Annotated in this window: 13 protein-coding genes; 9 read left to right on the forward strand and 4 right to left on the reverse strand. The window is 48.9% G+C overall.

Translation table 11 applies throughout. The annotated features are described in order from the left end of the window. Positions 1-16 precede the first annotated feature (16 nt). The 4 genes from cobT (at position 17) to V6669_RS07450 (ending at position 4253) form a co-directional block, all read left to right on the forward strand. Positions 17-1138, forward strand: a complete 1122-nt coding sequence (gene cobT / locus V6669_RS07435; protein WP_338592322.1) for a nicotinate-nucleotide--dimethylbenzimidazole phosphoribosyltransferase — start codon at positions 17-19, stop codon at positions 1136-1138. Continuing rightward, complete coding sequence (gene cobU / locus V6669_RS07440) at positions 1135-1695, forward strand: bifunctional adenosylcobinamide kinase/adenosylcobinamide-phosphate guanylyltransferase (RefSeq protein ID WP_338592325.1); 561 nt, start codon at positions 1135-1137, stop codon at positions 1693-1695. The genes cobT and cobU overlap by 4 nt, the downstream gene beginning before the upstream one ends. Further along, the gene (gene cobS, locus V6669_RS07445) at positions 1692-2582 is read left to right on the forward strand and encodes an adenosylcobinamide-GDP ribazoletransferase (RefSeq protein WP_338592328.1); all 891 of its coding nucleotides are present in this window, start codon (positions 1692-1694) and stop codon (positions 2580-2582) included. Before cobU ends, cobS begins: the two co-directional genes overlap by 4 nt. Before the next feature lie 126 nt (positions 2583-2708). Further along, positions 2709-4253 (forward strand): cobyric acid synthase, encoded by a 1545-nt coding sequence (locus tag V6669_RS07450; RefSeq protein ID WP_338594876.1) that lies wholly within the window; start codon positions 2709-2711, stop codon positions 4251-4253. 126 nt (positions 4254-4379) lie between these two features. Here the strand turns inward: V6669_RS07450 and V6669_RS07455 are convergent, their stop codons facing one another. Next, positions 4380-6080, reverse strand: coding sequence for a methyl-accepting chemotaxis protein (locus V6669_RS07455; protein WP_338592331.1), 1701 nt, complete (start codon positions 6078-6080; stop codon positions 4380-4382). A 353-nt stretch (positions 6081-6433) separates the two neighbouring features. Here V6669_RS07455 and V6669_RS07460 point away from each other — a divergent pair, with 353 nt between their 5' ends. The 3 genes from V6669_RS07460 to V6669_RS07470 all read left to right on the forward strand — a co-directional run bounded on the left by V6669_RS07460 (position 6434) and on the right by V6669_RS07470 (position 9453). After that, a complete protein-coding gene (locus V6669_RS07460) occupies positions 6434-7831 on the forward strand; it encodes an L-cystine transporter (RefSeq protein WP_091033512.1) in 1398 nt (465 codons plus the stop codon). Between the two features lie 374 nt (positions 7832-8205). Further along, positions 8206-8889, forward strand: coding sequence for a queuosine precursor transporter (locus V6669_RS07465; RefSeq protein WP_017689950.1), 684 nt, complete (start codon positions 8206-8208; stop codon positions 8887-8889). Between the two features lie 210 nt (positions 8890-9099). Next, positions 9100-9453: a hypothetical protein gene (locus tag V6669_RS07470; protein ID WP_338592337.1), complete on the forward strand. Its 354-nt coding sequence runs from the start codon at positions 9100-9102 to the stop codon at positions 9451-9453. Between the two features lie 246 nt (positions 9454-9699). On the opposite strand, the gene V6669_RS07475 is transcribed toward V6669_RS07470, so the two are convergent. Further along, positions 9700-10788, reverse strand: coding sequence for a Xaa-Pro peptidase family protein (locus V6669_RS07475; protein WP_338592339.1), 1089 nt, complete (start codon positions 10786-10788; stop codon positions 9700-9702). Between the two features lie 262 nt (positions 10789-11050). Here V6669_RS07475 and V6669_RS07480 point away from each other — a divergent pair, with 262 nt between their 5' ends. Then, entirely contained in the window at positions 11051-12262 is a 1212-nt protein-coding gene (locus V6669_RS07480) for a PQQ-dependent sugar dehydrogenase (protein WP_338592341.1), read from the forward strand. A 571-nt stretch (positions 12263-12833) separates the two neighbouring features. On the opposite strand, the gene V6669_RS07485 is transcribed toward V6669_RS07480, so the two are convergent. Together V6669_RS07485 and V6669_RS07490 are read right to left on the reverse strand one after the other, a co-directional pair. Then, positions 12834-13565 (reverse strand): MBL fold metallo-hydrolase, encoded by a 732-nt coding sequence (locus V6669_RS07485; RefSeq protein WP_338592343.1) that lies wholly within the window; start codon positions 13563-13565, stop codon positions 12834-12836. 56 nt (positions 13566-13621) lie between these two features. After that, positions 13622-14164 carry a hypothetical protein gene (locus tag V6669_RS07490; protein ID WP_338592345.1) on the reverse strand — a complete coding sequence of 181 codons (543 nt, stop codon included), beginning with the start codon at positions 14162-14164 and terminating at the stop codon, positions 13622-13624. 104 nt (positions 14165-14268) lie between these two features. Here V6669_RS07490 and V6669_RS07495 point away from each other — a divergent pair, with 104 nt between their 5' ends. Next, a complete protein-coding gene (locus tag V6669_RS07495) occupies positions 14269-15132 on the forward strand; it encodes an SDR family oxidoreductase (protein WP_338592347.1) in 864 nt (287 codons plus the stop codon). The last annotated feature ends 4 nt before the right edge of the window (positions 15133-15136 follow it).

Here is a 15136-nt window from a genome sequence, read left to right on the forward strand (position 1 = left end):
AGGAAGTGCTGGTTGTATGAATAATGAACAGGTGTTGGAGCATTTAATAAGTAAGATTACTGCTCCTGATCAGGAAGTCGCGGCAGAAACCTCTGGACATGTGGATTCGTTGACAAAGCCGCCGGGGAGTCTGGGCAAACTGGAAGAGCTGGTGATCCGCCTGGCAGGTATGACGGGCAATGCACGTCCGCGTTTTGATCACCGGGCGGTCATTGTCATGGCCGCAGATCACGGCGTAGTGGAAGAAGGCATCAGTGCTTTTCCTGCTGAAGTAACCCCGCAGATGGTCCTGAATTTCCTCGCTGGGGGCGCAGCCGTGAATGTGCTTGCACGTCACGCCGGAGCTGATGTGATCTGTGTGGATATCGGGGTGAATGCCGATCTTGAACATCCGGACCTGCTCTCCCGCAAAATTCGCAAAGGCACGGCCAACATGGCCCGAGGGGCAGCGATGACCCGGGGTGAGGCAGTTCGGGCTATCCTTGCAGGAGCCGAAGTTGTATCGGCAGAGGTGGCGAAGGGAACACAGCTGTTTGTCACCGGGGAGATGGGAATTGGCAACACAACTGCAAGTGCTGCGGTAATGAGCGCGTTAACCGGAGTTGCACCAGCTGCCGCTGTGGGGAGAGGTACAGGGATTGATGATGCAGGCTTGCAGCGCAAGGCTGCTGTAGTCAGCCAGGCGCTTAGTGTAAACGCACCGAACCCGGATGATGCACTGGATGTTCTGTGCAAGGTGGGTGGACTGGAGATTGCTGGACTCACGGGGGTTATCCTCGCAGCAGCTGCTCATCGGTGTCCGGTCGTTGTAGACGGGTTCATCTCTACCGCGGCAGCGCTGGTTGCAAGACAACTTGCACCTCTGAGTACGGCTTATATGATCGCTTCTCATACTTCACATGAAAATGGGCATGGAGCGCTGCTGCGTGAACTGGACCTGAAATCGATGCTGGATCTGGACATGCGTCTGGGTGAAGGCACAGGCGGCGTGCTCAGTCTTCATCTGATTGACGCAGCATGTCTCATTCTGAACGAGATGGCAACCTTTGCAAGCGCGGGTGTCTCGGACGGGGCAAGCCATGCTTCGGACTCTGCTGCGTCGGTTGATTCATCCCTGCAAGGAGAGAGTTCCCGATGAGCGTACTGGTGACAGGCGGCGCACGCAGTGGCAAAAGCTCCTTTGCCGAGCGTCTCTGCATGCAGCGTTCCTCGGAGGCCTGGTATGTGGCGACAGCTCAGGCCTACGATGATGAAATGCGTGAGCGTATCGCCATGCATCAGCATCAGCGTGAGGCATCGGGATATCTGTGGCATACAACGGAAGAGCCGATACATCTGCCTGCTTTGATAAACCGCATGGGTGAAGGGCATACAGGGACTTCTGCACCCACCGTTCTGGTGGATTGCCTGACGCTGTGGCTGACAAATGTTTTGTTAGCGCATGAGCATGACGAGAAGCAGGTGTTACAGGGACATTTGGACGCGCTGGTTGAAGCGATTCGAACCTATCCCGGTTTACTTGTTCTGGTTACGAATGAAGTAGGGGACGGGATCGTACCGGAATATGCCCTTGGCAGGAGATATCGGGATTTGGCCGGTGTACTGAATCAGCGCATTGCGGCGATATGCGGTGAAGTGTTTCTGGTGACCGTAGGCATTGCGATTGAACTAAAAAGCAAGGAGTACCGCTTATGAAGGATGGCACGCCTGCTCCTCAGCGCAAACATGCGGCGGCAGCCGCTTTTCAATTTTTGTCCCGTTTCCCTGTCAAAATGCAAATCGATTTTGTCCCGTCGCTGCTGCGGGAAAGTGTTGTCTTTTACCCGCTGGTCGGTGCAGCAATTGGTCTGTGTGTCTGGCTCATGGGAGCCTTAAGCGGTGCAGTGCTTCCCGCCTTCCCGGCAGCCGTCCTGACCTTGACGTTATGGGTATGGCTCACCGGAGGGCTCCACCTTGACGGATGGATGGATACGGCGGATGGTTTGCTCAGTTATCGTACCCGTGAGCGGATGCTGGAGATTATGAAAGACAGTCGTGTCGGGGCAATGGGCGTGATCGCCTGCGTGTTGCTTCTGATGATGAAGGCTGCGCTGATCGCTGATTTTATTGCCCGGGGCCACTGGATGTACGGTGCGCTGCTGATCCTGCCCATGATCTGGAGCCGTTGGTTCATGGTGTATGCAATGTCGGCCTGGCCGAATGCACGCGGAGATGATGGACTTGCGGTATTGTTCAAAGGTCTCGGTGAGCGGAAGGAAGTCCAGCGTTCACGCAGCTCAGCCGTGGGGCTGACCCTGATCGCAGGGGCAGTTACGTTTGCCGCGGTGTGGCTTTTCAAGCCGGATATGGGGATTGCAGATGCGATGGTGAGTGGGCTGGGAACACTGCCATGGTGGCTATACCCGGTGACGGCGGTTATTGTACTGCCTGTGGCGTGTTATTATATCGGCCGATTCGTGGCTGCCCGGATCAGTGAACGGCTCGGTGGTTTAACCGGGGATACGTATGGTGCCATGAATGAGCTGCTGGAGGCGGCTTTGTTGACCGTGCTGAGCGTGCTTCAAGGACTGTTCTGGCTGTAACTTTTGAAGTATGAAGCAGTATGGAAAGTGTTACGCATGAGGTTGGTAGCAAGGTGATCTGGATATAACACGGAGACAGGGGGAGAGAGCGTGGAAGATAGGCCATCACAACCAGCGGCGGTACTGATGCTGCAAGGAACGGCTTCCGATGTAGGCAAAAGTGTCATCACAACGGCGCTGTGCCGTATATTTAAGCAGGACGGCTTCAAGCCAGCCCCGTTCAAGTCACAGAATATGGCACTGAATTCCTACGTAACAGAAGATGGTAAGGAGATTGGTCGGGCTCAGGGGGCACAAGCTGAAGCCTGCGGTATTGAGGCGACAACCGACATGAACCCGATCCTGATCAAACCGGTGCGGGACATGCATTCGCAGATCGTGGTACATGGTGTACCTTTTGCCCAGATGAGTGCATCAGATTATCGCCAGAAGTTTCTGCCTGAAGCAAAGCAGACGGTGATGGATGCGTTGAATCGGCTACGGGATACCTATGATATTGTGCTGATGGAAGGAGCGGGCAGTCCGGCCGAAATCAATCTGAAGGACCGGGATATCGTCAACATGAATCTGGCAGGCTGGGCCGATGCGCCGGTGATTCTGATCTCCGATATTGATCGGGGCGGAGTGTTTGCTTCCATTGTAGGTACGCTGGAGCTGCTGGAACCCCATGAGGTGGCGCGAGTCAAAGGGTTCATTATCAACAAGTTTCGCGGCGATCTGTCCCTGTTGCAGCCGGGACTCGACTGGCTCGAAGAACGGACAGGCATTCCAGTATTAGGTGTGTTGCCTTACATAAGAGATATTCAGATTGAAGCAGAGGATTCAGTGGTGCTGGACTCCATGCGTCATGGGAAATCCGGCAAAACCGAGCTGGATCTGGCGGTGATCCGATATCCGCGAATCTCCAACTTTACAGACTTTGACGCACTTTCCCGTGAACCGGATGTGAATGTGCGTTACGTGACCTCGCCAGAGGAATTGGGCAGTCCGGATGCCATTCTTCTACCGGGTACGAAGGATACCATAGGGGATCTGGCGTTCCTGCGTGAGTCTGGACTGGAGCAAGCGATTGCCAGTCAGACCGAACGTGATAACGTTCAGCTCGTAGGGATATGTGGTGGATACCAGATGCTTGGAAGACATCTGAAGGACCCGTTTGCAGTGGAGGCGAATCAGATCCAGGAAGCGAAGGGACTTGGCTGGCTTCCGCTATCGACAACATTTCTTCAGGAAAAACAGACAGTCAGGGCTTCCGGACGGGTGCAACCTCAGAATCCGATTCGTCTGTTTGGTGAACCAGATGTGGAAACATCTCCATTACCTATTCATGGATATGAGATCCATATGGGTGTTACAGAGTGCCACGAGCCTGAACGTGTAACCGCACTATTTGAAATATCCCATCCAGGTGGCCAACCTTTCCAAGAAGGCTGGGGCTCAGTAGATGGCAGCGTGTGGGGAACCTACCTGCATGGTTTGTTTGAAAGTGATCAATTCCGACGTTCGTGGCTGAATGCCTTGCGTGCAGGAAAAGGACTGCCGCTGCTTCAGGAGACATATAGTGCGCATGAACGTAAGGAGATGGAGTTCGATCGTGTAGCCGAATCGTTGCGTTTGGCATTGGATATGAAGCGCGTGTACGAGATTATGGGTGTTCAGGCACCCAAGTGAAACAACAATACCCCCATGCCCGACAACCCGTTCTCTAGAAACGGAATGTTAGCGGCATGGGGGTATTGTATATCCTATGATTAAATGAGGTTTAAATCAGGTGATGATAGGTTAATGGTTAACCTGTTAGTTTATTTTGAAATTCTTCATAGCGGATTGCAGCTCTACAGCTTGTTCATGCAGATGACGAACCGTATTCGAATGTGAATCCATCTCGCTGAGCTGAAGATCTGCTGTTGAAGCAATCTGTAGCATACTTTCACGGGATTTGGTCGTAATCTGTGCCGTTTCTTCAACGGACGCACTCACTTCTTCAGCACCAGCGGATACTTGTTGTGTAGAAGCAGAGACGGTCTGAATGGTCAGATTCACGTTCTGGATCAATTCATTCAGCTGCTGGAAGGCTGAGCCTGCTTGTTGAACAACAGTTGTACCTGAACCAATCTCCTGGGTTACACGGTTCATGGCGTCAACCGAGCGTTCAGCGTCTTCACGAATGGTACCCAGATAATCCGAAATTTCTTCGGTGGCTGTCTTGGATTGCTCGGCAAGTTTGCGAACTTCTCCAGCAACAACAGCGAATCCGCGGCCATGTTCTCCGGCACGTGCTGCTTCAATGGAGGCGTTGAGTGACAGCATGTTAATCTGTTTGGTGATTTCAAAAATGGAAGCAACAATGGTGCCGATAGCTACCGAACGTTCATTCATAGTTTCGACATAACGCAACGATTCGCTTGCTGTCTGGCCTACACGCTCCATCTGCTCAATGGCATTCTGAGCCAGTCGGTTACCGTTAACTGCCTCGTTGGCTGCTTCACCAATCTGGTCAGATACTTCAGCGGAAGAAGAAGCAATATGCATGATACCTTGCGTAATTTCTTCCATAGCTCTCGCGTTCTCGGATGCGCTTGACGCAATGCTGATACTACCTTTTTCTGCATCTTCTGCGGAGCGGCTGGAGTTTCGAACCATACCAGACATCGATTCAACTCGCTGAAGCAGGTCATTGGAACCTGACACAACTTCATTGGATGTAGACAAGGCACGGCTAATCATTTCTTTCAGGTTATGCGTCATCGTCTGGAAGCTTGCGGCAAGCTGGGCAATTTCATCTTTGCCTTTGATCTCTAGCTCAGCGGTCAGATCGCCTTGGGAAATTTGTTTACTATGTTGGACAAGCTTGATGATCGGTTTGGTCACTCTTTTGATCATACTAGTGGAGATAAGCCACCCGAGCACAAACACTAATGCTGTAATCCCAAGACATAACCAGAAAATCTGGGTAATCTTGTCTTGAATGAACTGGGCATCCATGCTCACAGCCATAATCATGTTACTTCCTGCAATGGGGATAAAGGCTGCTTTATGTACACCAAAGGAATCGGAGTAGACCTCACTGATTACCATTTCTTTGTTCTCAATAGCTGCATTCATTGCGGGTTCTACATTGATCTCATCCTGCGCTTTCATGCCTGAGGAAGAGTTGGCAACAACCACTTTGGCTGAGCCATCTTGAATAGCAACAACGTAAGCCGCATCCAAATTATGTTCTTTTGCTTTATCTGCCAGATACGATTCCACGGTCATGGCAGCACCTTCAGAACCGGCTCCGCCACTCTGTACCTGTAGGATTTTGGATGCTGAAGTATTCTTGTATATATCCTGAATGGACGTGTTTAGGACTTTGTCAAACTGCGGCAGCACGTAGCTTTGAATAATATTCATCGAAACGGCGTAAAAACTAATACTGAACAACAGGGAAGCAACCAGCAGAACGAGGAACAAAGTGCCTCTGATTTTACCGGCAACGGTGCGATTACGAAACATATGATCATCCTTTCACGTCATGTTCATTAACATTATCGCTTTTCCGTAATCATAAGACCTATCTACCAATGAAGAAAGACCTAAGTTATACGTTGAGAAAACTTGGGAATAAGCGGATATACCTATATTACAAAATTAACCGGAGGTTGAATAGAACAATTTTCACGATTTGGTGTATTTTTTTCAGAAATAGATGAATCTGTTACATGCATATTACATAATATCAATTAATACCTACCAGAATAGTTTGTTATATGTTATATTGTAAAATGTCTTTGTCGGAAGTACAAAAGATAAAAGAGAAAATCGGATATTTTCCGGTTACACACATACCTGAGGAGGATTTAAAAGAAATGGATACTTTTCTAGTCATATTGAATGTAGTGGTTATGCTTGCCTTACTTGGCATCCTCTACTGGATGCAGAAAAAGCATATCTCCTTTACAAAACGCGTATTTGCGGGTCTGGGACTGGGGGTTGTGTACGGGGTTATTCTTCAATTGGTGTACACATCAGGTTCTGATGTTGTTACGAAATCAGTCGATTGGTTCAATCTGGTCGGTTCAGGATATGTACGTTTGTTACAAATGGTCGTGATCCCATTGATCATGGTGTCGATCATTTCGGCCATTATGAATCTGAAGGGCAAACAAAATCTCGGCAAGATGAGTGTTTCCATTATTGCCATTCTGTTGATCACCACAGCGATTGCCGCAGGTGTCAGCATTGTAACGAGTCTGGGCTTCAACCTGACTTCCATTGAGATTCAAGGAGGAGACCGGGAGAATGCGCAGATTCAGAAGGTGGAGGAACGGCTTGTTGATGTGAAGGATCAGACCATCCCGCAGCAAGTGCTGGAATTCATTCCTTCGAATCCATTTGCAGATATGACAGGAGAACGTCGTACATCCACACTGGCGGTGGTTATCTTCTCCGCGTTTATCGGTGTAGCCGTACTTGGACTGGATCGCAAAAAACCACAGCAGGCGGAGACGTTCCGCGGTATGGTTAATGCGGTATATGCGGTGGTTATGCGAATTGTTACACTGGTGCTGAGGCTTACGCCTTACGGGATTTTAGCACTGATTACAAAGGTAACGGCGACAACCAATGCGGAAGAGATATTAAAGCTCATCAAATTCGTGATTGCGTCTTATATCGCGCTGGCGATCATGTTTATTATTCATCTGATCATTATCTCTCTGTCCGGCTTCAACCCGGTTACGTATTTGAAGAAGGTGCTGCCAACACTGGTATTTGCCTTTACGTCCCGTTCAAGTGCAGCGGCGATCCCGCTGAATGTGGAGACACAGACGAAGAAACTCGGCGTATCGGACGGCATTGCGAACCTGTCTGCAAGCTTTGGGGCTACGATTGGGCAAAACGGCTGCGCCGGGATCTATCCGGCCATGCTGGCGGTGATGATTGCTCCGACGGTCGGCATCGACCCGCTGAGCTGGGACTTCATTGTGACTTTGATCCTCGTAGTCATGATCAGTTCGTTTGGTGTGGCTGGCGTTGGCGGCGGGGCAACCTTCGCTTCCCTGATCGTATTGTCCACCATGAATCTGCCTGTGGCTCTGGTTGGACTGCTCATTTCCGTGGAGCCGCTGATCGACATGGGTCGTACAGCGCTTAACGTGAACGGGTCGATGACATCAGGACTCGTGACGAGCAGAATTTTGAAGGAAAACGATCGGGACACGTTTAACGATCAAAGCCGTGAGCTGGATTCTGCGGCTCAGGCTTAATACAGAATGGATTAGATAAAAGCTCACATTAAGATAGCTAGAGCCGTCTACAAATCAAGTGAGAAAAGCCGTCCTTCGGAGGAATCCGGAGGGCGGTTTTTTTGCGGAAATCAAACTATACTGTGCACGGTGGTGAAGCAGTCTTCTTTTTCGATACACGGGGCAAGGGGAATCGGGGTAGGAAAAACTAGTATGGTCGAGAGAGACAGAGGAGGAATATAGAAGGGATCGTAGTCAGTCAGGCACACTTGGAGTTATTTAGTTCTGTTCATGGGACGAGAAATGTGATAGAGTATTCATGTTTTGGCCCTGAGCCAAACCGCGGTTCGTAACCATCCCGCGTAATCAAAACTAGGAAGGCAGTGTATGTATTTATGTTTAACTTAGGGTGGGGAGCAGTTTTTGTTCTCGTAACTTATGGATTTTTCTTGCTGTGTTACCGCTTGTTCGGTAAAAAAGGTCTCTATGCCTGGATTGGTGTGGCTACGGTTATAGCCAACATTCAGGTGACCAAAACGATAGATATCATGGGAATCGTGCTGACGCTTGGTAACACGATGTATGTCAGCATGTACCTGACCAGTGACCTTCTTAATGAGAAGTATGGACCAGGTGAGGCACGCAAAGCCGTATGGTTCGGGTTTTTCACGTTGATCATGACGACGGTTCTGATGCAGATGGTGTTGTTCTTTGACCCGGCACCGACGGACTTTGCACAGGAATCCATGGCGAAGTTGTTTGGTCTGCTGCCACGTCTGGCACTCGGAAGTCTGACGGCTTACTTTATCAGTCAGTTCCTGGATGTACGATTGTACTCCTGGCTGCGCAAGGTGGCCCCAGGGCGCAATCAGTTGTGGATACGCACCAACGGTAGTTCGATCATCAGTTCATTCGTGGATACACTGGTGTTCTGCACGATCGCATTTGCGTTCATCTATCCTTGGGATGTTTGGCTGGAGATCTTCCTGACGACGTATATTATCAAATTTGTATTAACTGCGGTTGGAACACCGTTTCTGTATGCCGCACGCAGCTTTAAGTTTAAGGATGAAGCTTAGACAATATTCAAAGAGTATCACTTAAAATCACCCTCTGCGCAGTCAATTGTAATTCCGACTCAGCAAGGGTTTTTTCATAGAAAAGTCCCGAAACAAGAAAAATCCTTTTTACATTTTTATGAAAAAGTTATAATATAAACGACCTGTCGTTTATGAGCGTGTATCATTTATTATTAGCCAATAATGACTTCATACAAAGGGGAATCGCACATGTATTCTACACTGCGTTATACACTGGAAAGCAATGGCACAACCTACGAGAATGATAGTATTAATGCCTCGTTATTGGTGGAGTTGATCACCAATCTGGAATTGCAGGAATACGTAGTACTTAAACCTTCGGAGCTGGTGGAGGGAAGTATGTATATGCAGGCTGCTGCGCTTGAGGAACCAGGGCAAATGGTGGCGGAGATTCGTTTGCAGGAAGGCGAGGACGGTTTCCGGCATTACAGCTGCAGCACAACAGATACAACTGGGATTATTCAATGGTTTCTGGATTACTGGGGGAAGCAACAGTTGCCACAGCTAGAGTCTTGGCAGGATATCACGCATGAGTTTGACTGATGGTAAATGAGTGAGCAGGAATAAGATTACGTAGAATGCAGACGGAGTAATTTAGGATATGCTTTGTATTAATTACAATCCCGCAACCCATGATATTCATGGATTTGCGGGATTTTTGCGTTCGCGTGTGTACTTTATATTATTGAAGATACAGTTCAGCACAGTTTCGTGCAGTTTAGTTTATGATGCATAATATCGGCTGAGCATTGATGTATATGGGCTGTTTTTGACATAGATCCCATTGGATTAGTCGGTAAGGATTTGCAGCTCTTTTGGATATGTTGTCAGAACTTCGACACCCGTCTCGGTCACAATTACATCATCCTCGATACGAACGCCGCCTGCTGCGGTATAGATGCCCGGTTCAATCGTGAATACGGTACCTTCATTCAGGATGTCCATATTCTCTCCATGGAGGGAAGGATACTCATGTACGTCGATACCCAATCCGTGGCCTACTCTATGCATAAAACGTTCGCCGTATCCCGCTACTTCCGTTACCTGGCGTGCTGCACGATCTACTTCGGCGCAGGTAATGCCTGGTTTCACGATTTGGATAGCAGCTTCGTTCGCTGCGAGCACAGTGTTATAGATGGTTTTGAGTTCAGGTGAGATGTCACCAAAGGCGAATGTACGTGTGATATCCGAGGCATATCCTCCAGCATACACACCCATGTCAAACATCAACAGGTCACCATGTTGCAGTTTCCGTTCACCCGGTGTGCCGTGTGGCAGACCTGTTTTGGGTCCCGTGAGCACCATGGTATCAAAGGAAGGGCCGTCGGCACCCAGCTTTTTCATCTGATACTCCATCTCGGCGACAAGTTCAATCTCGGTTACGCCTGTGCGAACATGAGAGAGGCCTTGACGAAGAGTTTCTTCAATTAGATGAATAGCGTGGCGAATGCGGGCTACCTCATCAGGTGTTTTTTTTACACGCAATGTGCGAAGCAGGGGGCCAACATCTTCAAAGCTGGCAGCACCCAGCGCGGCGGTCAGTTGCTCATAACGTGCGACTGTCACGTATTCTTTCTCGAGACCTACTCGGCCCAAGAGCCCCTGATAACGATCGAACAAGGCGTACGGATTATCCGTATCCGTGTGAGTGGCAATGTTGGATACCGAGGAAGCGGCAGCGGCAGCTTCTGCGTCCAGTGCGGGTACAATCAACAGGGGCTCTTCGCCGCGTGCAAGAACCAGACCAAGGAAGCGTTCATGCGGATTGCTCGCAAATCCAGTTAAATAGTAGATATGTTTCGGATCTGTGATCAGCATGGCGTCCAATCCTTGCCCGGACAGATCGGCTTCAAGACGAGATAAAGGGTTTTGATTCATAAGTGTAGTTGTCCACCTTTCCATTCATACTATCCTTCTATTATAAAAGATTATGATGGAATTCCAAACTGCGGTGATTTCATGTCCTCGGAATCCCTTGAATTCTCGGTTTAAGCGGCTGGTATGAAGGGTAATACAGGGCGAAACCGCTTTACACATGAATAATAGCGCCACAACTATAGAGTACAATATATTAACAATACGTTGAAGCTTGGCTTAATTATTTTATACAAAAGAACGATATGCGAAGGGAGATGTAGTCATGAATAATCGAGTAAACGTTCCGCTGTATGCTTCATTATTAAGTGTGGCACTGTTAACCGCGTCATGTTCTTCAGGCGAAACCTTTACGGGAGGGACAGAGCAGACGTCTCAGGGACAGGGAACAGGTCAGGGACAGACAGCCAATGGAGGCAATACCGGTGCAAGTGGAAATGAGAGTGGGGCGCAGGGAGAGACGGTTATTCCGTATCAGGCTTCTGTTCTGGTTGAAGGATTGAATGCACCATGGGAGATTGTGAGTGTGCCAGATGGTCGGATGTTTGTAACGGAACGCCCTGGTGCGATTCGGGTCATTGAGGATGGAAAACTGGCCTCTGAACCACTGATTGAATTCTCAGCTCCGTTTAATGAAGAAGGGGAAGGAGGTCTGTTGGGTCTTGCAGCTGATCCGGACTTTGAGGAGAACGGTTACTTGTATGCATACCACTCCTATCTCGAAGGCGACAACATTGCCAATCGGGTGTTACGCCTCAAGGTGAATGATGGCAAAGCGGTCATAGACAAAGAACTACTTGGTAACATTCCAGGCGGAACAAATCATAACGGTGGGCGGATCAAGATTGGCCCGGACAAGTTGCTCTATATCACAACAGGTGAGCGGTATGAACCGGAACTGTCACAGAACCAAGATAGCCTTGGGGGTAAAATATTGCGGATAGGTCTCGACGGATCGATCCCGGCAGACAACCCATGGCCGAATTCACCTGTATACAGTATGGGACACCGTAACGCACAGGGACTGGCCTGGAACCCGGACAACGGTTATCTCTACTCCACTGAGCATGGTCAGCGTAATCATGATGAGATCAACCGGATTGTAGCTGGTGAGAATTATGGCTGGCCTGAGGTGGAGGGAGATGACGATGACAATGGCGCATATCAGGCTCCGCTTGCACATAGTGGGAATGATACATGGGCACCGTCTGGTGTAGCTTTTGTTGAAGAAGGACCTTGGGCTGGATCACTGATTGCTGCGAATCTGCGTGGAGAGCAGTTGCTGAAGGTTACTCTTTCGGAAGATGGTACACAGGTCGAGCAGGTGGAACCGATCTTCGAAGATGAATGGGGTCGAATTCGCAATGTGAGTGCTGGTGAGGACGGAAAGTTATACGTGCTTACGAACAATCGGGATGGACGAGGATCGCCACGTGATGGGGATGACAAGCTGATTGTACTTACTCCGGAGAGCTAAGTCGGGGTCAAGGGAGATAAAATCAGTGTTGCAGGACAGCGTCGAACCGGATTGGTATCCCCGTAAGGTTGAGGATGGAGTATGTTCAAAACGAACGGTTGCCGCTCAACTTGAGCCAAAGCCCTGAAGTGCCCTGAATCTGAATCGCTCTAAATAAAATTTTTCTAACGAACCTGACGCACCTTAAATAGAGGTTTGGTGGCGTTCATAGTATATAACGAACCTCAGTCACGTTATATCGCCAAAATTCACTCGAAACCTGCGGAAAACCAATGAAATGAGTAACTAAGGTATCTGGAGTTCGTTAGAAAATACTGATACTCAAAATTCTGCGTATAGGGTGTCAGAGATTCGTTACAAAACAACTCCAGTGCAGTAGTATATGCACATGGTTAGTTAATTAAAGGAGCTGTTCCCGTCAAATTCATGACTTATGGGACAGCTCCTTGATTGTAATGTATGTGTCGCCCTAATCTTGAATGAGCTACTCCGCACAATGCCGCACGAAGAGAAACAGCGTTAATAGGATGCTTGTGTCATTCCAAAAATACTCACAGCTCCGCGTTCTTTACTACTCTGCGCTCTCCGCAAGTGTGGCAATGCGCTGAGCGGGATCATTCGTGTACTCTCCACCGTGATAACAGAGGACTTTATCGAGCTTAAGGTCGGTCAGTTTCTTCAGGCTTCGTAGCGCTTCAGGCATGTCCGGTGTCGCGGGTGGCGCTGGGCCAACCAGTTCATCATCGACCACACGAAGTTCATCGGCAGCGAGCAGGAACTGCTGCTCACCGAAATACAGGCAGATATGACCTGGGGTATGTCCCGGTGTATGAATAACCTGTGTACCACCTTGAAGGGGTAACAAGTCTCCGTCCGCCAGTGTTCTGCTGATGTTCACTTCAGGCAGCTGCAAGAGCAGTTGATCTGCCAGTGCCAATACGGGCGCGGGCAGCAACGCACGACGTTCAGGCGTGAACTTTATCAAAGATTTCTCACCTGTTAGATATGGAATCTCGTCGGCATGTGCCCAGATTTCCAGATCGGGAATAGCATCCAGAAGAGCGCCCAGATTACCGATATGATCGATGTCCTGATGGGTAATAATCACACGTTTGACGTCCGAGAGTTGAACGCCTTCTTGTTCCAAAGCGGATTGAAGTTCAGCAAATTGTCCAATCATGCCTGTATCCACCAGGGTTACCCCATCTTCGTCACGAAGCATGACGGGGAATATGGGGCTGTTCCCAGAAGGTGTGGGAATCTGAAGATTTAGCACAGTAATCGAAGTTGTTGGATGGCTCATGGTTGTCCGGACCGTAGTCCGGTACACCTCCTTTTCTTTTTTAGCGATGATTGTTGTTATTCAGGGCGATTATATTTTAAGTGTTTTCTATATTTTTTTACCGTATGGAGTAATGTTTCAAACGTTTCTTCTTCATTACTGCCATCCTTAACGATGGAGACAAATGAGAAGTTATCATGAACAAGTTTGTTCCTCGTCTGAAACACCTGGCTAAGGGCTTCTGCGAAGTGTTCTTTTTCGGATTCAAGAGCAATGAATTCTTTACTCAGTTCGGCTTGAATAATCTCCATGTTGGAGCGCGCACGATAGGCAGGAGTTTTCATCAGCTGGGTCGAATTAAACTTTTTCTGATATACGTCTCTGTACAGTTGATGTAACATTTGTTCAATAATGGCGCATAGTTCGATGACCAGTGAAGCATATCTTCGGTTTTTGCGTTTTCGGGTGAGCTCACGTGTTTCTTCCTGGTCCAAGATACCGTATTTTTCATACAGCGTAGAATCAACGTTCTGCAAGATTTCCTGATATTCCTGTTCGAGTAGTGCGATTTCAAGTTTGGCTTGTTTTTTAACTTTTTTAAAATCTTCTTTGGTCAGCATACTTGTCCTCCCATGGAAACCGAGATGTGATCCTATCATTATCTCATATTGTCCGTCGTTGCGCCTCTAATTTCGGAACCTCAGGTTCAGAAGGGAAGTACCTCATGTCCAATCAGACAGCAATTGTAACAGGAGCTAACTCAGGTATGGGGTTGGCAACCACCATTGAACTTGCAAGACAAGGATATCACGTAATCATGGCATGCCGCAGTGAGAAGCGCGGACAGGAGGCTCTTCAGGAAGCTATGCGTCAGTCCGGTTCTTCTGCGATTGAATTGATGCTGTGTGACCTGGGTTCACTCGAAAGTATACGCCAGTTTGCCCGCACATTCCGCGAGCATCATGATCGCCTTGACGTTCTGGTTAATAATGCGGGGGTAGTGATGGTTAAGCGGAAGGAAACCTCAGACGGGTTCGAACAGAGTATCGGCATTAACCATCTGGGGCATTTCCTGCTGACCTTACTTTTGATAGAACCTCTGAAAGCTGCAACGCAGGGACGGGTTGTGAACGTTTCGTCAGGTGCTTACAAGGCCGGCAAAATCCACTTCGAAGATCCACATTTGCACAAAAGTTATAATCCGATCAAAAGCTACGCCCAATCCAAATTGGCTAACGTGTTGTTCACTCGTGCGCTGGCCCGCAAACTGTCAGGCACATCTGTCACGGTGAACTGTCTACACCCTGGTGCGGTGGGAACGAGCATTGGCGTAGATCGCAATACTGGATTTGGCACACGCATTATGGCGTTTGTGGGCAAGCTTCCATTCTTTCTGTCCCCTGAAGAAGGGGTGCGAACGGCTGTTTATCTGGCCACAAGCCCTGAAGTCGTCGGCATCACCGGGCGTTACTTCTATCAACAGAAAGAGCAGCAGCTGAAGAAACATGCCGTAGATGAAGCTTCAGCTGAGCGTTTCTGGACATGGAGCGAAGAACAGGTGGGGCTAAGAGATGACGAGAAGTTGTAATTCA

The sequence above is a fragment of the Paenibacillus sp. Y5S-9 genome (assembly GCF_036894235.1).
Classification (GTDB): Bacteria; Bacillota; Bacilli; order Paenibacillales; family Paenibacillaceae; genus Paenibacillus.